This is a genomic window from Bradyrhizobium sp. USDA 336, assembly GCF_044908355.1.
GTDB lineage: Bacteria > Pseudomonadota > Alphaproteobacteria > Rhizobiales > Xanthobacteraceae > Bradyrhizobium > Bradyrhizobium yuanmingense.
Genome location: NZ_JBIYDC010000002.1, coordinates 5,222,898 through 5,239,407, shown reverse-complemented (window position 1 = coordinate 5,239,407; position 16,510 = coordinate 5,222,898). Strand labels below are relative to the sequence as shown.

20 protein-coding genes and 1 tRNA gene are annotated in these 16,510 nt (G+C 65.3%); 11 read left to right on the top strand and 10 right to left on the bottom strand.

The features are described 5' to 3' along the window. Positions 1 to 46 precede the first annotated feature (46 nt). Positions 47 to 832, top strand: a complete 786-nt coding sequence (locus ABIA45_RS25600; protein WP_404654219.1) for an SDR family NAD(P)-dependent oxidoreductase — start codon at positions 47 to 49, stop codon at positions 830 to 832. A 148-nt stretch (positions 833 to 980) separates the two neighbouring features. Here the strand turns inward: ABIA45_RS25600 and ABIA45_RS25595 are convergent, their stop codons facing one another. Together ABIA45_RS25595 and ABIA45_RS25590 are read right to left on the bottom strand one after the other, a co-directional pair. After that, complete coding sequence (locus tag ABIA45_RS25595) at positions 981 to 1,253, bottom strand: GlsB/YeaQ/YmgE family stress response membrane protein (RefSeq protein WP_275498187.1); 273 nt, start codon at positions 1,251 to 1,253, stop codon at positions 981 to 983. Positions 1,254 to 1,282: 29 nt separating this feature from the next. After that, positions 1,283 to 1,849: a YidB family protein gene (locus tag ABIA45_RS25590; protein WP_404654218.1), complete on the bottom strand. Its 567-nt coding sequence runs from the start codon at positions 1,847 to 1,849 to the stop codon at positions 1,283 to 1,285. A gap of 161 nt (positions 1,850 to 2,010) precedes the next feature. On the opposite strand from ABIA45_RS25590, the gene ABIA45_RS25585 reads away from it, so the two are divergent. Further along, positions 2,011 to 3,012 (top strand): 2-dehydropantoate 2-reductase, encoded by a 1,002-nt coding sequence (locus tag ABIA45_RS25585; protein ID WP_275498190.1) that lies wholly within the window; start codon positions 2,011 to 2,013, stop codon positions 3,010 to 3,012. Between the two features lie 20 nt (positions 3,013 to 3,032). Next, on the top strand, positions 3,033 to 3,248 hold the full coding sequence (locus ABIA45_RS25580) for a hypothetical protein (protein WP_157285793.1): 216 nt from the start codon (positions 3,033 to 3,035) through the stop codon (positions 3,246 to 3,248). Between the two features lie 122 nt (positions 3,249 to 3,370). On the opposite strand, the gene ABIA45_RS25575 is transcribed toward ABIA45_RS25580, so the two are convergent. Next, the gene (locus tag ABIA45_RS25575; protein ID WP_404654216.1) at positions 3,371 to 3,997 is read right to left on the bottom strand and encodes a hypothetical protein; all 627 of its coding nucleotides are present in this window, start codon (positions 3,995 to 3,997) and stop codon (positions 3,371 to 3,373) included. Between the two features lie 231 nt (positions 3,998 to 4,228). Here ABIA45_RS25575 and ABIA45_RS25570 point away from each other — a divergent pair, with 231 nt between their 5' ends. The 4 genes from ABIA45_RS25570 to ABIA45_RS25555 are packed head-to-tail and all read left to right on the top strand — an operon-like array spanning position 4,229 to position 7,808. Next, on the top strand, positions 4,229 to 5,746 hold the full coding sequence (locus ABIA45_RS25570) for an AMP-binding protein (RefSeq protein WP_404654214.1): 1,518 nt from the start codon (positions 4,229 to 4,231) through the stop codon (positions 5,744 to 5,746). Positions 5,747 to 5,767: 21 nt separating this feature from the next. Further along, a complete protein-coding gene (locus ABIA45_RS25565; RefSeq protein WP_271539687.1) occupies positions 5,768 to 6,406 on the top strand; it encodes an RraA family protein in 639 nt (212 codons plus the stop codon). Positions 6,407 to 6,432: 26 nt separating this feature from the next. Next, positions 6,433 to 6,804, top strand: coding sequence for a cupin domain-containing protein (locus tag ABIA45_RS25560; RefSeq protein WP_036042482.1), 372 nt, complete (start codon positions 6,433 to 6,435; stop codon positions 6,802 to 6,804). Positions 6,805 to 6,851: 47 nt separating this feature from the next. Further along, positions 6,852 to 7,808: a tripartite tricarboxylate transporter substrate-binding protein gene (locus tag ABIA45_RS25555; RefSeq protein WP_404654211.1), complete on the top strand. Its 957-nt coding sequence runs from the start codon at positions 6,852 to 6,854 to the stop codon at positions 7,806 to 7,808. A gap of 9 nt (positions 7,809 to 7,817) precedes the next feature. Here ABIA45_RS25555 and ABIA45_RS25550 read toward each other — a convergent pair whose 3' ends face one another. Then, positions 7,818 to 8,177, bottom strand: coding sequence for a VOC family protein (locus ABIA45_RS25550; protein ID WP_271539683.1), 360 nt, complete (start codon positions 8,175 to 8,177; stop codon positions 7,818 to 7,820). Positions 8,178 to 8,314: 137 nt separating this feature from the next. On the opposite strand from ABIA45_RS25550, the gene ABIA45_RS25545 reads away from it, so the two are divergent. From ABIA45_RS25545 to ABIA45_RS25535, 3 genes are all read left to right on the top strand, one after another. Beyond that, positions 8,315 to 8,391 (top strand) — tRNA-Arg (locus tag ABIA45_RS25545). A gap of 12 nt (positions 8,392 to 8,403) precedes the next feature. After that, on the top strand, positions 8,404 to 9,231 hold the full coding sequence (locus tag ABIA45_RS25540; RefSeq protein WP_404654210.1) for a DUF2569 family protein: 828 nt from the start codon (positions 8,404 to 8,406) through the stop codon (positions 9,229 to 9,231). Between the two features lie 119 nt (positions 9,232 to 9,350). Further along, positions 9,351 to 10,490, top strand: a complete 1,140-nt coding sequence (locus tag ABIA45_RS25535; RefSeq protein WP_271539680.1) for an amidohydrolase/deacetylase family metallohydrolase — start codon at positions 9,351 to 9,353, stop codon at positions 10,488 to 10,490. Positions 10,491 to 10,530: 40 nt separating this feature from the next. On the opposite strand, the gene ABIA45_RS25530 is transcribed toward ABIA45_RS25535, so the two are convergent. Next, positions 10,531 to 11,256, bottom strand: coding sequence for an alpha/beta fold hydrolase (locus tag ABIA45_RS25530; protein ID WP_271539678.1), 726 nt, complete (start codon positions 11,254 to 11,256; stop codon positions 10,531 to 10,533). A 161-nt stretch (positions 11,257 to 11,417) separates the two neighbouring features. Between ABIA45_RS25530 and ABIA45_RS25525 the strand changes: the two genes are divergently transcribed. Then, a complete protein-coding gene (locus ABIA45_RS25525) occupies positions 11,418 to 12,398 on the top strand; it encodes a helix-turn-helix domain-containing protein (protein WP_157285801.1) in 981 nt (326 codons plus the stop codon). 16 nt (positions 12,399 to 12,414) lie between these two features. Here ABIA45_RS25525 and ABIA45_RS25520 read toward each other — a convergent pair whose 3' ends face one another. The 5 genes from ABIA45_RS25520 to ABIA45_RS25500 are packed head-to-tail and all read right to left on the bottom strand — an operon-like array spanning position 12,415 to position 16,474. After that, positions 12,415 to 13,560 carry an acyl-CoA dehydrogenase family protein gene (locus ABIA45_RS25520; RefSeq protein ID WP_157285802.1) on the bottom strand — a complete coding sequence of 382 codons (1,146 nt, stop codon included), beginning with the start codon at positions 13,558 to 13,560 and terminating at the stop codon, positions 12,415 to 12,417. A 13-nt stretch (positions 13,561 to 13,573) separates the two neighbouring features. Beyond that, the gene (locus tag ABIA45_RS25515; protein WP_157285803.1) at positions 13,574 to 14,401 is read right to left on the bottom strand and encodes an SDR family NAD(P)-dependent oxidoreductase; all 828 of its coding nucleotides are present in this window, start codon (positions 14,399 to 14,401) and stop codon (positions 13,574 to 13,576) included. Between the two features lie 20 nt (positions 14,402 to 14,421). Further along, positions 14,422 to 14,832, bottom strand: a complete 411-nt coding sequence (locus ABIA45_RS25510) for a MaoC family dehydratase (RefSeq protein WP_271539673.1) — start codon at positions 14,830 to 14,832, stop codon at positions 14,422 to 14,424. Next, a complete protein-coding gene (locus ABIA45_RS25505) occupies positions 14,829 to 15,284 on the bottom strand; it encodes a MaoC family dehydratase N-terminal domain-containing protein (RefSeq protein ID WP_404544471.1) in 456 nt (151 codons plus the stop codon). The genes ABIA45_RS25510 and ABIA45_RS25505 overlap by 4 nt, the downstream gene beginning before the upstream one ends. Before the next feature lie 8 nt (positions 15,285 to 15,292). Then, positions 15,293 to 16,474, bottom strand: coding sequence for a lipid-transfer protein (locus ABIA45_RS25500; protein ID WP_404654206.1), 1,182 nt, complete (start codon positions 16,472 to 16,474; stop codon positions 15,293 to 15,295). Positions 16,475 to 16,510: the final 36 nt, after the last annotated feature.

Sequence of the window (16,510 nt, the reverse complement as noted above, 5' to 3'; positions counted from 1 at the left end):
CTCGCTAAACAGGACGCCACACCAGATACAGGGGAAGGAAATCCGGATGGCAAAAGACGGCTTGTGCGCAATCGTGACGGGGTCCGCATCCGGGCTGGGTGCAGCGACTGCGGAGATTCTCGCCCGCAGTGGGGCGCGGCTCGTCATCAACTATTCGTCGAGCCAGAAGGAAGCCGAGGCGACGGCCGAGACCTGCCGCAAGGCCGGCGCTGCGGAGGTGCTGGTTGCGCAGGGCGACGTCTCCAAGGATGAGGATTGCCGCAAGATCGTCGCGGCGGCGAGCGGCTGGGGCCGGCTCGACATCCTGGTCAACAATGCCGGCACCACCAAGCATGTGGCTCACGCCGATCTCGACGGTCTGTCGGCGGAAGATTTCCAGCGGGTCTATGGCGTCAACACCATCGGCCCGTTCCAGATGGTGCGCGCGGCGCGCAGCCTGCTCGAAGCCGCCGCCAAGGCTTCGGGGCGGCCATCTGCGGTCGTGAACGTCTCCTCGGTCGCCGGCATCAGCGGCGTCGGCTCGTCGATTGCGTACGCCGCGAGCAAGGGTGCACTCAACACCATGACGCTGTCGCTGTCGCGCGCGCTGGCGCCGCTGATCCGCGTCAACACGGTCTGCCCCGGCTATATCGACACGCCCTGGTTCACCAAGGGCCGCGGCGAGGCGCAGGCCAAGCAGGTGCGCGACAGCGTCGTGGCGAAAGTGCCGCTGAAGGTCGCATCATCCGCGGAGGACATCGCCCAGCTCGTCTGCTTCCTGGCGACGCCGGCCTCCAGCAACATGACCGGCGAGGTCGTGCGCATGGATGCGGGGATGCATTTGGTGACGTGATCGGTGCCGCGCTCTATCCTCCGTCATGGCCGGGCTTGACCCGGCCATCCACGCCTTGCCGCGCGGACCGAAGAACGTGGATGCCCGGGACAAGCCCGGGCATGACGATGTGGAGGCGGTTTGCCGTCTCTAGCTAGCGCTTCGAGTGCTACCCCTTGATCACGCCGCTCGATACCAGCCGGTGCCAGATGAACAGCACCACCACCGCGCCGATCGTCGCCGTGATGAAGCCGGCCCCCTGGTCCGGGCTGTAATGGCCGATGGATTGGCCGACGAAGGTGGCCAGGAAGGCGCCGGCGATGCCGAGAATGGTCGTGAGGATGAAGCCGCTCGGATTGTTCGGCCCCGGCGCCAGCCAGCGCGCGATGAGGCCGGCGACGAAGCCGACGAGGATGATCCACAACAGGCCGCCCATGCTCATGAATGTGCTCCCCCTTGCTGAGACTGCAGTCAGATCCGGCCCGAGATTTCGTTCTCGGTCGGTAGCCGTCCATCCGGCGTCAGGTGGTCGACCACCTGCGGCAGGTATTGGCTGAGGCCGGAGAGCAGCTCTTCGCGCGACAGGCCGCTCTGGGCGGACAGGCTCTCGATCTGGTCGGCGCCGAGCGCGCTGGCGAGATCGCCCGGTGCGATCGGCTTGTTCTCGCCCTTGCCGACCCAGGAATTGGCGGCATCACCGTGTCCGCTCTGCTGGAGCTGGTTGAGGAGATCGCCAAGCCCGCCGCTCAGAATGCTGCCGGCCGCACCGCCGGCGAGCAGGCCGCCGAGGCCGCCCTTGAGCATGTCGTTCAGACCGCCGCCCTGACCTACGTTCACGGGCGGAGGCGCGGGTGTCGGCAACGGTTGAGGCGCTGAGCCGGACTGGTTGCCAGTGAGATGCTTGAATGCCTTCCAGGCGAGCAGGCCGAGCAGCGCCATGGTCATCGGCGACATGCCGCCGGAGGATTTCTCGGAGCTCGGTGTGCTCTGGCCGCGCGGGCCGTTCTGCATGCCGTTGAGGACGTCGAGTAGACCCATGGTGCTCTCCTTTGGCGTCTCGTTCGGCGAGCGCTCGCCGCTGACTGCCCCCGGGGCGAGAAGATATGGGGCACTCATGACCGTTACAAGTCGGATGCGCCGCGATTGGTTGTCGGGCTCGGCTCTGCTATCGAAGGCCGGTCATTCAGGGAGTGAGCTCGGTGATTGCGGATCGACCGATCGTTGTGGCCGGCGCCGGCGCCATCGGCTGTTTCGTCGGCGGCATGCTGGCCGCCAGCGGCCGCCGCGTCGCGCTCCTGGTGCGGCCGCGGGTAAAGACCGAGATCGAGCGGTTCGGCTTGCTTCTGACTGATTTCGACGGCTCCGAGAACAAGCTCGGCGCGGGTCAACTGGCGCTGTCGGAGGATCCCTCGATCTTCCACAGCGCCGGCATCGTGCTGGTGACGGTGAAAAGCGCCGATACCGCTGCTGTCGCCGAGCAGATCGCGCAGCATGCGCCTGAGGATGCCGTCATCGTCTCGCTTCAGAACGGCATCGGCAATGTCGCTGTGCTGCGCGAGCGGCTGGGCGGCCGGTCCGTGCTGGCCGGAATGGTGCCGTTCAACGTGATCGCGATGGGCGAGGGCCGCTTCCACCGCTCGACCTCCGGCGACATTCATGTTGGCGAGGATGCGGAGAACACGGCCGGGAAGCTCTCGGTCGCCGGCCTCACGATGCGCGCGAGCGGCGACATCACCGGCGTGCAATGGGGCAAGCTGATCATCAACCTCAACAACGCGCTCAGCGCGCTGTCGGACATGCCGCTTGCGGCGCAACTGGCCAGCCGCGACTGGCGCAGGCTGTTCGCCGACCAGATGGCTGAAGGGCTGGCCGTGCTGAAGGCCGCCCACATCGTGCCGGTGTCGTCGACGCCGATCCCGATGAGCTGGTCTCCAACCCTGCTGCGGCTGCCGGATGCGATCTTCGGTGCAATCCTGGGCCGGACCATGAAGATCGATCCCGAGGCGCGCTCCTCGATGTGGCAGGATCTGAAGCAGGGCCGCAAGACCGAGATCGACTATCTGCAAGGCGCGGTCATCGCGCTCGCCGAGCGGAACCATGTTGCCGTGCCGCTGATGCGCCGCATTGTTGCGCTGATCAAGGAAGCCGAGGCGGCAGGCAACGGTCCGCTCCGTATGACGCCGCAGCAGATTCGGGGGTAGCGCCCGAAAGGAGGAGCGCGATGAAATGTGGTCTTGTGATCGGGCTCGCGCTGACCGCCTTCTGCGGCACATCGACGCTCGCCTATGCGAGGCCGCCGACGGTGATGAACTCACCTGGATATGACAGGCGATTGCAGGAGAGCCGGTCGCAGTTGGGTGCTTCGCCGATGGTAACAGCGCCGGTGGATGTGCCGAAGGTCAAATCGAAGCGCGGCAAGAAGAAGCACACGAACTAAGGCGCGACGCTCTCGTAGGGTGGGCAAAGCGCCCACCAATTCTCTCAATCGCGAATGAATGGTGGGCACGGCGCCTTGCGCCTTTGCCCACCCTACGTCATCTCGCAATGACGGGTGCCGATTCACCCCCCCTTCTTCGCGGGCTTGCTCGGGGTCGGGTTGAACAGCTTCTTCAGGTCGTTCAAGCTCTCCGACAGCCGCGGCCATTCGCAGGAGAACGAGCCCTTGGCGCAAGGTGCAGCCTTCGGCTTCGCGCCCGCGGCTTGCTGCACCTTCGGCCGCTCGACCGGCACCGGCACGCGCGCGACTTCGGTCCGCAGCGCGACCTGCTGCAGCTGCTGCAACTGTTGCTCCTGCTGTTCGCGCTGCTGCCGGGCGATAGCCTGGGCCGCTTCGTTGCTGCGGCGCTGGTTGGCGAGATAGGCCGTATAGGCTTCGTCGATCTTCTTCTGCTCCTCCGGCGTCGGATTGGGACCGGCGATGTCGAAGGTGCGATCCTGGAGGAAATCGTAATAGGAATAGCCGCCACCCGGCTTGCGGCGGCCGGCAAACTTGGCGTTGCAATCGGCAAGGGCCGCCGTTTTCTCCGCCTTGGTCGCGGCCTTCTCGGCGACGTCGGCGCATTCCTCGAAATCGACAGGTGCGCGTTTCCACCATTGCGCGTCGGCACGCCCCTGCGCCAGCAGGAAAAATCCTGCTGCGGCAACGAGAAGCAGCGCCGCGCGATGCGATGTGACCACGGCCGACATTCTAAGAGAGCATTCCCTGCAAGACGCAACCCGCACTGAGTCGAGCCGGATTTTTGCCCCTTTCTTGCCGGCTTGTCACCCATGGAACCCGGGAAATTCAGGGCTGCAATGCTGACATTTTGTGCTTGACGTGGCGTGAGAGTCACAGCGCCCTGCCGCGAGGCTGATACACTTCAACTGCGAGCGCCTCACCTCCATGGCGACGCCAAGAACACGAAATGGAAACGCTTGATGTTGCTGCCGCTCTCCGATGTGCCGCGCTGGTACGCTGAACGCAAACCACACGGCACGATTGCGATCCGTCACGGGCAGGACACGCTGACCTGGGACGAGCTCGAGCGCGGCGCCAACCGCCGCGCGCGGGCATTCATGGCCAAGGGCGTCACGCCCGGCGATTTCGTCGCGATCGGATTGCCGAACGGCAACGCGTTCTTCGAGACCTCCTTTGCGGTGTGGAAATGCGGCGCGACGCCGACCTCGCTGTCCTGGCGGCTGCCGCGCGGCGAAGCCGCCGCCGTGCTCGATATTCTCAAGCCTGCGCTGGTGGTCGGCGGCGAGGCCGACTGGAATGCGCCCAACCGGTTGCCCGCCGACTTCATGCCGGAAGGATTTTCGGATGGGCCGCTGGCGCCGCCGGTGGCGCGATATTGGAAGGCGATGACCTCAGGCGGCTCGACCGGCCGACCCAAGGTGATCCTCGATCACCAGCCGGCCGTGACCGATACCGCGGCTGCGCCGCCGCTCAATATTCCCTTCGGCGTATCGCTGCTCAATCCCGGTCCGCTCTACCACAACGCGCCGTTCATCGTGTCGCATTATGCGCTGTTCGTCGGCGGCAAGCTCACGGGCCTGACCAAGTTCGACGCCGAGGAGACGCTGCGGCAGATCGAACGCGAGCGCGTGCAATGGGTCAATTTCGTGCCGACCATGATGCACCGGATCTGGGCGCTGCCTGCGAGCGTGCGCAACTCTTACGATCTGTCGAGCCTGCAGACGGTCTTCCACATGGCTGCGCCGATGCCGCCGTGGCTGAAGGAGAACTGGATCGGCTGGCTCGGACCCGAGCGGATTTGGGAGCTCTATGGCGGCACCGAGCGGCAGGGCGCCTGCATCATCTCCGGCACTGAATGGCTGACGCACAAGGGCTCGGTTGGCAAGATCGGCGACATGGCGAAGCTTCGCATCATCGGCGAGGACGGCAACGACGTCGCGCCGGGCGAGACCGGCGAGATCTATTTCCTCAACAATGACGGCAAGGACGCCACCTACCATTATCTCGGCGCCGAGCCGAAGCGTCGCGCCGACGGCTGGGAATCGCTGGGCGATATCGGCCGGCTGGACGCCGAAGGCTACCTCTATCTCGGCGACCGCCTCGCCGACATGGTGCTGCGCGGCGGCGCCAACATCTATCCGGCCGAGGTCGAGGCCGCGGTGTCCGAGGCTCCTGGCGTGCGCTCCTGCGTCGTGGTTGGCTTGCCCGATCCGGAATTGGGCCAGCGTGTGCATGCCATCATCGAGCCGGAGCCCGATGCCGACGGGCAGGCCATTGCCGACAGCATGGCGGATTTTCTCAAGGACCGGCTCAGCCGCTATAAGCATCCCGAAAGCTTCGAATTCGTCGGCGCCCCACCGCGCGACGATTCCGGAAAAGTTCGCCGCACCCTGTTGCGCGACGAGCGTGCGGCGTGGATGAAGGAGGGGCGCGCCTTCCGGATCTTGCCATCGAAGGCGCAGGCCCATGCCGAATGAGACAAGCAAGGAAGGATTGACATGACCATCACCATCGCAGCGAGCAGCGTGCCGAAGCCGCCGGCCGATATCATCGAGGGGTTCAGGGACGCGCCGACCTCGGTGATCTCGGACAATCTCGCCCGGCTGCCCGGTGCAGTGGGGCTGAGGCCCTATCATCGCGGCGGCAAGCTGGTGGGCACGGCCTTCACCGTGCGCACCCGTCCCGGCGACAATCTCGCGATCCACCGCGCGCTGGATCTGGTCGGGCCCGGCGACGTCATCGTGGTCGACGGCGGCGGCGACGAGACGCGCGCGCTGATCGGTGAGATCATGAAGAACATCGCGCAATCGCGCAAAGCCGAAGGCTATGTCATCGACGGCGCGATCCGCGACGTCGCAGCATTCGGGGCCGACGACTTCCCCTGCTACGCCCGCGCAGTGATCCATCGCGGTCCCTACAAGAACGGCCCCGGCGAGATCAACGTGCCGGTGACGATCGGCGGCAGCGTGATTGCGCCCGGCGACATCGTCGTCGGCGACGAGGACGGCGTGGTGTCGTTTCCCGCTGCCGGCGCGGCCGCCCTGTTGGAAGCGGTGCGCGTCCAGGTCGCGCGCGAGGAGGAGACGCTGAAGGCGATCCGCGAGGGCCGTTACCAGGGCGCCTACGGCAAGTCCTGATCAGAGGAGCGTGAAGGGAGGATGGCGTGAGCCAGAAGGAAGAATTTCACAATCTCGATGATGCCAGCGACGGACTCTTCCGCGAGCTTGCCGCCGGCGTGACCACGCGCATCTTCTCCGGCGAGCAGGCGATGCTGTCGGTGGTGACGCTGGCCCCGCATGCGCAAGGCACGCTGCATCATCACCCCGAGGAGCAGTGGGGCGTGCTGCTCGACGGCTCCGCCATCCGCGTCCAGGGCGACGAGGAAATCCCGGTGAAGAAGGGCGATTTCTGGCGCACCCCCGGGAACGTGCCGCACACCATGCGCGCCGGCCCCGATGGCGCCCGCGTACTGGACATCTTCAGTCCGCCTCGGCCAGAATACAGAAAAGCAGGGTCAGGCTTCGGCACGACCTAGCGCTCAAAAGCAAAAAAGCAAAGCGCTACACATAAAGGGAGGGGACCATGACGATCACACGACGGGCGCTGCTGGCCGCGCCGGCTATTCTCGCATTGACGCCGGCGATGGCGCAGGCCGGCAAGATCACGCTGGTGGTGCCGTTCCCGCCGGGCGGATCGACCGACGCCATGGCGCGGCTGCTGCAGACGAACCTGCAGACCAAGCTTGGGCGCATCGTGGTGGTCGAGAACAAATCGGGCGCGGCCGGTGCGCTCGGCGCGGCGCAGGTAGCCAAGAGCCCGGCCGACGGCTCGACCTTCCTGGTGACGTTCGATTCCCACGCGGTGATCCCGTCGATCCTCGACAAGCCGCCGGTCGATGTCGAGCGCGAGCTGATACCGGTGCTGCTGATCGGCACCGCGCCTTACGTGATCGCGGCCGGCGCCGGCCGCCCCTACAAGACCTTCGCCGACGTGGTCGCCGCCTGCAAGGCGAGCCCCGGCGCGGTGAAATACGCCTCGGTCGGCATCGGCACGCTCGGCCATCTCGCCATGACCGTGCTCGGCAGCAAGGCCGGCGTCGAGATCATGCACGTGCCTTATCGCGGCGGCGGGCCGGCCATGAACGACGTGCTCGGCGGCCATGTCGATCTCATCGCGGGATCGGCGGCGCTGGTCGCCGCCCAGCTCGGCACCAACATGCTGCGTCCGATCCTGCAGCTCGGCCGCGAGCGGCTGCCGGCCCTGCCTGATACTCAGACCGCGATCGAGGCCGGCTTCCCGGACTTCGAGACGCTGGCCTGGTGGGGCATCTTCGCGCCCGCGGGCACGCCGCCGGACGTCGTTGCAGCCTTCGCGGCGGCATCCAAGGAGATCCTGAGCGAGCCCGCGACCGCCGCCCAGCTGAAGGAGACGCAACACATGACGCTGCTGCTCCAGGACGGCGCCGCCTTCAAGACCTTCTTCGACAAGCAGGTCGCCATTTGGGGCAAGGTGGTGAAGGACAACAATATCAGGGCGTGAGGCCCCCCGTCATGCCCGACGAAGGGGACGTGCGAAACTAAGCTCATGGCCGTCGGGGTCGGTGAGATGGAAGTAGCGCTCACCCCATTCGGCATCACGGGGCGTGGTCGACGGCTGCCATCCCGCGGCGCGCGCCTGCTCATAGGTTGCGTCGACATCGGCGACATGGAAGATGACGCGGCCCCACCAGGACCAGCGCTTGTCGTCCGGCTGTGCCGTCAGGTTTAGATAACCGGGGCCGACGCGAAAGCTCGTGAATGCGGCGGCTTCTCCACCATACAAGAGCTCGAACCCCAGCGACCGGTAGAAGTGCACGGAGCGCCCCATGTCATGCGTGCCGAGCGTGATGGCGCTGATGCTTTCGATCATGTGAGCTGCTCCGTTGGGAGGGGCCTGGAAGTATAGCCGCCCCGTTCAGGTTGACGATGGATCTCGCCCGCCTGACGGCTGGCGAACCGCATTTTGCTCTGCTATGAGGGGGCCGAGCCCGCACCCACGGGTTCCGCGGTCCCGTAGCTCAGCCGGATAGAGCGGCGGTTTCCTAAACCGTAGGTCGGAAGTTCGAGTCTTCCCGGGATCGCCATTTTCCGCGCGTTTGCGCCTCGCCAAGGGCACGCAACGCCGGTATTCCCCCAAGCGTTATTCCACTGTGACGTGTGCCGACAGCCGGCTAAAACACGGCGGGTGCAGGGGCCTTTGCATGGCGGACTCATGGTACTACGCTGAGGGCGGGCAGCGGCGCGGCCCGTTTTCGATTTCTGAACTCCTTCCGCTCCTCGCTAGTATCGCCGATCCTCGGCGTGTGCTGGTCTGGCGGCACGGCTTCGAGAATTGGAAGCCGGCCGGGGAGGTGCACGAGATCACGCAGCAGCTCCTTCAATCGCCGCCGCCAAGCCCAGCATCGCCGCCGCTTGAGGTCATTCGCGAGGCGACCGCTCCCGCAGAAGACGCCGCTTCATTCAAGGACGTCCAGCCAGAGATGACCGGCATCAGCGGCTGGCTCGGGCTTCTGGCGTTCGGCCAAATGATCGGCATCGTGCGGCTGGTCGTCAGTACTGCGCAATATGTGCAGTCGATCCGCGCCGACCTTTGGATGCAATTCTCGGCCGTGTTTTGGAGCGAGACTGCGATGAACGTTGCGCTGATCGGGCTCGCGATCTGGACAGCGGTGCTCCTGTTCAGTCATTCCCGAAAATTTCCGGCCTTCTTCATCCTGCAAATGATCTGCGCGGTGCTCATGCCTTTCGTCGACCTTCTCTGCGTCGCGTCGTTCTTCTCCGCAGCGCTGAACCGACCTTTCAGCGAGTTCTTCATCATCGAACCTCTACAGATCGGACAGACATTCGTCACTGCGATCAGCGCCGTGGTCTGGATCATTTACATCCTTCGCTCCCGGAGAGTCGCGAATACGTTCACTAGATAGGGTCCACCGGGCACCGGCAGCAGCTGATTTGCGTCGCTGGTGCGAAAATTGCTAGCAAAGGCGGCCAGGCTGAAAGGGTACTTTCTGGCCGGTCCATGCTTGCTTATCTGGAGACCCTGATGCCTTTCGACTTGATCCTGCGCGGCGGCCGTGTGGTCGACCCGTCCCAGAAGCTCGACGCCGTGACCGATGTCGCCTTTGCCGGCGGCAAGGTGGCCGCGGTCGGCAGCGCGCTCAAGGCGGATCCGGGCACGGATGTGCGCGACGTCTCGAAATACATCGTGACGCCCGGACTGATCGATCTGCACACCCATGTCTATTGGGGCGGCACCTCGCTCGGCATCGATGCCGAGGAATTCTGCCGGCTCTCCGGCGTCACCACGGCGGTCGATACCGGCAGCGCCGGACCCGGCAATTTCGCCGGCTTCCGCAAGCATGTGATCGAGCCGAGCCAGGTCCGCATCCTCGCTTATCTCCACGTCTCGCATGCCGGCATCTTCGGCTTCTCGCACCGGATCATGGTCGGTGAGAGCGAGGAGCTGCGGCTGATGAATCCGATCGAAGCCGCCGAGGTGGCCGACGCGAACCGCGATCTCATCGTCGGCATCAAGGTGCGCGTGGGCCTGCATTCCTCGGGCACTTCGGGCGCGGTGCCGCTCGACATCGCGCTCGAAGTCGCCAACGAGGTCGGCATGCCGCTGATGGCGCATATCGATCATCCGCCGCCGAGCTACGAGGAGGTGCTGGCCCGCCTGCGGCCCGGCGACGTGTTGACCCATGCCTTCCGTCCATTCCCGAACACCCCGGCGACGGCGCAAGGCACGGTGAAGAAGGCGGTGCTCGAGGCGCGCGAGCGCGGCGTGCTGTTCGACATCGGCCATGGCAAGGGCTCGTTCGCGTTCAAGACCGCGCGCGCCATGCTCGCCAACGGCTTCTATCCGGACACCATCTCCTCCGACATCCATCAGCTCTGCATCGACGGCCCGGCCTACGACCAGGTCACGACCATGTCGAAGTTCCTGTGCATGGGCATGGAGCTGTCGGATGTGATCGCGGCATCGACGGTGAACGCGGCGATGGCGCTGCGGCGTCCCGAGCTCGGCAGCCTCAAGCCGGGCAGCGTCGGCGACGCCACGTTGATCTCGGTGCGGCAGGGCCAGTTCGACTACGAGGACGTCGTCGGCGAGCACCTGATCGGCGATCGCAAGATCGCGTCCGAAGGCGTCGTTATCGGCGGGCGTTGGTGGCATCCGAATTGACGGCGCTCATGGACCGGGAGCGCCGTCGAGGGACGTTTCGTCAATCGCGTCCCGCCTCCATGATCGCCTTGGCGAGCCGCGCGGGGTCCGAGAAGCACAGCTCGTGGCTTCCCGCGACCTGCACCAGGCGAAACAGGCCGAGCTTCTCCGACAGGCGCGGATGCCAGCCATGGCTGTGCGGCAGCGCGACGTCTTCGGTGCAGTTGATGTAGGATTTGGCCAGCGGCATCTCGGCCGGATTGGTCTTCAGCGTGATCTTGTCGGTGAAGGTCGCCAGCGGATGCGGATTGAGAACCTCGTAGGCGCGCTGCGCCGTCTCCAGATCGGCATCGTTGATGAAGGCCTCGCGCCAGACCGGGAACGGCAGCACCACCGAGCCGTCGCCGCGCTCGGCCGCGATGGCGTCGAACAGCCCGATATAGTGCGGCGGCACCATGTCGTTGAGGCATTCGCCGTCGTTGGGCACGAAGGCATTCCAATAGACCAGGCGGCGGATGCGCTCGGGCGCGAGATCGGCAACGCCGGTGATGACCATGCCGCCATAGGAATGGCCGAGCAGGACGACGTCCTTCAGATCGTTCTCGGCGAGGTAGTCGGCGATCGATTGGATCGCTTCCTTCAACCCGGTCGTCTTGGCATCGCCCGGACGGTTGCCCTTGATGGTGGGGGTATGGACCTGATGGCCGGCGGCGCGGATCGGCGCGGCGACCGGCTCGAGCTCGGCACCTGTGTGCCAGGCGCCATGGACGAGAACGTAGGTCGACATATTGTGGCTCCCTTGGAAGACTGCTTAGATCGGCGCGGCGATGACCTTGTCTGGATTTGCCGGCTGAACACCGGTCGACGTCGTTGTTGCCGCCATACTGAACCGCTGGGCGCGTTGCGCGCTTGTCTGACGCTGAACCGGATTGGTCCTGGAGCGAACTGATGGAGCAGCTCAATTCCGAAAGCCGGCCCCGTCATCTGGTCTGGGACACCGGCGAGACGCGGCCCGAGGAGCAGTTCTCCTACTATCGCGAAGCGATCTGCCAGGCCTTCATGAACCTGACGCCGGAATCGGCGACCACCTCGCGGTTTCCGGCCAAGGTCGAGGCGATCAAGATCGGCAGCGGTGCCATCAACCGCGTGGTCTTTCCCGAGCACACCGTGCTTCGCTCGCGCGCGGATATCGCTGCGTCGACCGAAAGCTGCTTCTATCTGAACTTCAAGCTCGCCGGCCGCTGCCGCATGGTCCAGGGCGGCTGTGACGTCAGCCTGTCGCGCGGCCAGGTCGGCATCTGCGACAGCGACCGGGAAGTGACCTTGCTGCATGATCGCGGCCCGACGCTGCAGGTTGCATCCTTCTGGGTGCCTTCGCGCGAGCTGCGTGATCGGCTGCCACCGTCGTTCGACTTCAAGGTGGAGCGCGTGTCCGACGATCCCTTCGTCGGCCATCTCATCGTCGAGACCGCGCGGTCTCTGAATGCCGGCGCGCTGCGGATGACCGAAGGCGAAGCCGTCAGGCTGTTCGGCGTGCTGCTCGACCTCGTTGCGCTGAGCCTGTCGCGCCGCTCGCGTGCGCAGACGGCCGAAGCCGCCAGCTTTGCCGATGCGACCGCGCTCGCGCTCCGCCGCGCCGTGCATGAACGCCTCTCCGAGCAGCGCCTCGCGGTTGCGGACGTCGCACGTGCCATCGGTATCAGCGAGCGCTACGTGCACAAATTGTTTGAGCGCGCGGGTACCACATTCTCGGACTACGTCATGGACCGCAGGTTGGACGGCGCGGCGCGCGACCTGAGCGATCCCGCGAAGGCGGGCCAGGCGATCGGCTCGATCGCCTTTGATTGGGGCTTCTCGGACCTGTCCCACTTCACCCGCCGCTTCAAGCAGCGCTTCGGCTGCCGGCCGCGCGACTGGCGCGCGCGGTGATCGACAGCGACCTGATCTACAAGGATCTGGCGATCAGGAGCTTCATGATCTCGTTGGTGCCGCCATAGATCTTCTGGATGCGGGAATCGATGAAGATGCGCGAGATCGGGTATTCCTGCATGTAGCCGTAGCCGCCGAACAGCTGCAGGCATTCGTCGGCGGTCTCGACCTGCTTCTCCGAGCACCAATATTTCGCCATCGAGGCCGTCACGGTGTCGAGGTCCTTGGCGATCAGGCGCTCGATGCACCAGTCGACGAAGACGCGCGCGATCATCGCCTCGGTCTTGCGCTCGGCCAGCGTGAAGGCGGTGTTCTGGAAATCCATCAGCGGCTTGCCGAATGCCTTCCGCTCCTTGGTGTAGTCGGTGGTGAGCTTGACCGCGCGCTCCATCGAGGCGACGGCGCCGACCGCGAGCGCAAGGCGTTCCTGCGGCAATTGCTGCATCAACTGGACAAAACCCTGGCCCTCCTCCTTGCCGAGCAGGTTTTCCGGCGGCACCGTCACGTTGTCGAAGAACAGCTCCGAGGTGTCGGAGGCATGCAGGCCGATCTTGTCGAGGTTGCGCCCGCGCTTGTAGCCGTCCGCGCCCGCGGTCTCGACCACGATCAGCGAAATGCCCTTGGCACCAGCCTCGCCCGTGCGCGCGACCACGATGACGAGATCGGCGGCCTGGCCATTCGTGATGAAGGTCTTCTGGCCATTGATGACGTAGGAATTGCCCTGCTTCTTCGCCGTGGTTTTCACGGCTTGCAGGTCCGACCCGGTGCCCGGCTCGGTCATGGCGATTGCGCCGACCATCTCGCCGGACGCCATCTTCGGCAGCCAGCGTTTCTTCTGCTCCTCCGAGCCGTAGTTGAGAATGTAATGCGCGACGATGGCGCTGTGCACGGAGACGCCGGTGGTCAGCTCCGGCACCGTGCTCTCGAGATCATCGAGCACGGCGGCGTCATAGGCGAAGGTCGCGCCCAGGCCGCCATATTCCTCCGGCACGCTCGCCAGCAGCGCGCCCATCTCGCCTAGCCCGCGCCAGGCGAAGCGGTCGACCATTTTCTGCTCGCGCCATTTCTCGGCATGGGGCGCCAGGTCCTTGGCGAGATATTTGCGGAACTGGTCGCGGAAGACGTCGAGCTCTTCGGTCATCCAGGAGGATCGATAATGCATCAGCGCCTCGCTCTTAGACAATCAGGCCGCCGCCGGCGACGACCACCTGGCCGCTGATATAGTTGGATTCCGGACTGCAGAACAGATAGACGGCGTCGGCCGCCTCTTCCGGCGTACCGCCGCGGCCGAGCGGGATCATGCGCGACATGGCTTCCAGCATGTGCGGCTGCACGCCGACTTTGATGTCCCGGCCGGCGACGTCGATGGTCTTCTGCTGCGCCTCGATCGGCTGGGTCAGGCGGGTGTTGATGAGGCCAAAGGCGACGCAATTGACGTTGACCTTGTAGCGGCCCCACTCCTTGCACATGGTTCGGGTCAATCCGATCAGCGAAGCCTTGGCCGAGGAATAGCTGGCCTGCCCGGCATTGCCGTAGAGACCTGCGATGGAGGAGATGTTCACGACCTTGCGGAACACCTCGCGTCCCTCTTCGGCCTCCTTCCTGGCGAAGACGCGGATCGGCTCGGCGGCCGCGCGCAGGATCCGGAACGGCGCGACGAGGTGGACGTCGAGCATGGCTTGGAACTGCTCGTCGGTCATCTTCTGGATGGTGGAGTCCCAGGTGTAGCCGGCATTGTTGACGATGATGTCGAGCCCGCCGAACTTGTCCAGCGCGGCGCCGACGAAGCGATCGGCGAAACCCGCTTCCGAGACGCTGCCGTTCACGGCAGTGGCGTCGCCGCCCATCGCCTTGATCTCCGCCACCACGGCATTGCCAGGCTCGGCATCGAGATCGTTGACGACCACCCTGGCGCCTTCGCGCGCGAGCTTGAGCGCGATCGCGCGCCCGATGCCGCGGCCCGAGCCGGTGACGAGCGCGACCTTTCCCTGCAGTTTTGTCATCTGGATGAGTCCTCTTGCTGTCAGAGCGCGACGACGGCGCTGCCTTCGAGCTTGAGCTCGCCGCGATCGTCCCTGGTGGCGAGCGCGAGCCTTGCGCGATCCTCGCCATCCTCGGCGAAGAGCTCGGTCACGGTGCCTTCGCAAGTGAGCTTGGCGCCGAGCTGAGTTATCGAGACGAACCGGGTCGTAAAGGTGCGGAGCTTCGAGGGCGGCACCACATCCGTCAGCGCCTGCCCGAGACAGGCCATCACCAGCATGCCGTGGACGAACACATCCGGAAATCCGGCCGCCTTGGCGAAGTCGATGTCGACGTGAATCGGGTTGTGGTCGCCCGATGCGCCGCAATAGAGCGCGAGCGTGTGGCGGGTGATCGGCGGAAAGACCTTGTGGACGATGCGGTCGCCGGCCTTGATGTCTCCGGACGCTGTCATGACGTCACCTCGTTGCGGACGACGATGGTCCGCGCGGTATCGGCGACATGCACGCCGTCCTGGTTGGTCACCTCGCATCGGATGCCGATCAGCGTCATCGCGCCACCCTTCTTGTCCGTTACGCTGGTTACGCGCGGCCGAAACGTCAGGGTGTCGCCGACCAGAACCGGCGCATGATAGGCGAAGCTCTGCTCGCCATGCAGCACGCGGGCGAGATCAATGCCGAGCGTGCTGAACATCTCGAATGGGTCGTCGACGTCCATCATCTCCAGGCAGAACAGATAGGTCGGCGGCACTGGGGTGCCAGCGAATCCAGCCGCTCGCGCGGCATCCGCATTGCGGTAGACCGGATTCTGTTCACCCAGCGTGTTGAGGAAGTAGCGGAGACGGCCGGGCTCCACGCGCGCGGTGACCGGCGTGAAGCTGCGCCCTACGGCGGACTGGTCGACCATGGCCGATATCAGTGCCGCTTGTAGAGCGTGACGACGCAGGCCCCGCCGAGGCCCAGATTGTGCTGAAGTGCGACCTTCGCACCCTCGACTTGGGTGGAGCCTGCCGTGCCGCGCAGCTGCCGCGTCAGCTCGTAACACTGCGCGAGCCCGGTGGCGCCGAGCGGATGTCCCTTGGACAGCAATCCGCCGGACGGATTGGTCACGATCCGGCCGCCATAGGTATTGTCGCCGTCATTGATGAACTTGCCGGCTTCACCCTCGCTGCAGAGGCCGAGCGCCTCGTAGGTGATGAGCTCGTTATGGGCGAAGCAGTCGTGCAGTTCGACGACATCGAGATCGTCAGGCCCGATGCCGGCGCTTTCATAAACTCGGCCTGCCGCCTCTTTTGCCATGTCGTAGCCGACCAGCTGCATCATGTCGCCTGCCTTGAAGGTCGAGGGCTTGTCGGTTGTCATGGCCTGCGCCGCGATGCGTACTTCTTTGCCGATGCCATGCTTGTCGGCAAACCGCTCGGAGACCAGCACGGCGGCGGCGCCGCCGCAGGTCGGCGGGCACGCCATCAGGCGCGTCATCACGCCCGGCCAGATCACCTGATCGTTCATGACGTCGTCCGCGCTGACTTCCTTGCGGAAGAGTGCGAGTGGATTGTTCTTGGCGTGACGGCTCGCCTTGGCGCGCACCTTGGCGAAGGCGTCGAGCGGGGTGCCGTATTTCTTCATGTGGCTGAGCCCGGCGCCGCCGAAATAGCGCAGCGCCAGCGGAATGCCGGGGGCGTCGATCAGCCGGTCCGCGGCGGCGTCGAAGTCCTCGAACGCGCTCGGGCGATCGGTGTAGACGCTGCCGAGCGCGCCGGGCTTCATCTGCTCGAAGCCAACCGCCAGCACGCAATCCAGCGCCCCGCTTGCGATCATTTGCCGCGCCATGAACAGCGCGGTCGATCCGGTCGAGCAATTGTTGTTGACGTTGACGATGGGGATGCCGGTCATCCCGACGGGGTAGAGCGCGCGCTGCCCGCAGGTGGAATCGCCATAGACGTATCCGACATAGGCCTGCTCGATCCTCTCGTAGCCGAGGCCGGCATCGGCGAGCGCGAGCTTGACCGCTTCCGTTCCCATCTCGTGATAGGGCGCGCTGGCGCCCGGCTTGGCGAACGGAATCATGCCGACCCCGGCGACGACGACGTCAGACATCGCTTCCTCCCAATAAATTACCCGTTGGACTTTTTC

What these genes read in the sequence shown, in the direction of transcription:
- ABIA45_RS25555 (WP_404654211.1), top strand. Translation starts at nt 6,852, where the DNA reads ATGACGATCACACGACGGGCGCTGCTGGCCGCGCCGGCTATTCTCGCA.
- ABIA45_RS25525 (WP_157285801.1), top strand. Translation starts at nt 11,418, where the DNA reads ATGGAGCAGCTCAATTCCGAAAGCCGGCCCCGTCATCTGGTCTGGGAC.
- ABIA45_RS25595 (WP_275498187.1), bottom strand. Translation starts at nt 1,253, where the DNA reads ATGAGCATGGGCGGCCTGTTGTGGATCATCCTCGTCGGCTTCGTCGCC.
- ABIA45_RS25580 (WP_157285793.1), top strand. Translation starts at nt 3,033, where the DNA reads ATGAAATGTGGTCTTGTGATCGGGCTCGCGCTGACCGCCTTCTGCGGC.
- ABIA45_RS25550 (WP_271539683.1), bottom strand. Translation starts at nt 8,177, where the DNA reads ATGATCGAAAGCATCAGCGCCATCACGCTCGGCACGCATGACATGGGG.
- ABIA45_RS25520 (WP_157285802.1), bottom strand. Translation starts at nt 13,560, where the DNA reads ATGCATTATCGATCCTCCTGGATGACCGAAGAGCTCGACGTCTTCCGC.
- ABIA45_RS25600 (WP_404654219.1), top strand. Translation starts at nt 47, where the DNA reads ATGGCAAAAGACGGCTTGTGCGCAATCGTGACGGGGTCCGCATCCGGG.
- ABIA45_RS25590 (WP_404654218.1), bottom strand. Translation starts at nt 1,849, where the DNA reads ATGGGTCTACTCGACGTCCTCAACGGCATGCAGAACGGCCCGCGCGGC.
- ABIA45_RS25515 (WP_157285803.1), bottom strand. Translation starts at nt 14,401, where the DNA reads ATGACAAAACTGCAGGGAAAGGTCGCGCTCGTCACCGGCTCGGGCCGC.
- ABIA45_RS25500 (WP_404654206.1), bottom strand. Translation starts at nt 16,474, where the DNA reads ATGTCTGACGTCGTCGTCGCCGGGGTCGGCATGATTCCGTTCGCCAAG.
- ABIA45_RS25565 (WP_271539687.1), top strand. Translation starts at nt 5,768, where the DNA reads ATGACCATCACCATCGCAGCGAGCAGCGTGCCGAAGCCGCCGGCCGAT.
- ABIA45_RS25530 (WP_271539678.1), bottom strand. Translation starts at nt 11,256, where the DNA reads ATGTCGACCTACGTTCTCGTCCATGGCGCCTGGCACACAGGTGCCGAG.
- ABIA45_RS25510 (WP_271539673.1), bottom strand. Translation starts at nt 14,832, where the DNA reads ATGACAGCGTCCGGAGACATCAAGGCCGGCGACCGCATCGTCCACAAG.
- ABIA45_RS25535 (WP_271539680.1), top strand. Translation starts at nt 9,351, where the DNA reads ATGCCTTTCGACTTGATCCTGCGCGGCGGCCGTGTGGTCGACCCGTCC.
- ABIA45_RS25505 (WP_404544471.1), bottom strand. Translation starts at nt 15,284, where the DNA reads ATGGTCGACCAGTCCGCCGTAGGGCGCAGCTTCACGCCGGTCACCGCG.
- ABIA45_RS25570 (WP_404654214.1), top strand. Translation starts at nt 4,229, where the DNA reads ATGTTGCTGCCGCTCTCCGATGTGCCGCGCTGGTACGCTGAACGCAAA.
- ABIA45_RS25575 (WP_404654216.1), bottom strand. Translation starts at nt 3,997, where the DNA reads ATGTCGGCCGTGGTCACATCGCATCGCGCGGCGCTGCTTCTCGTTGCC.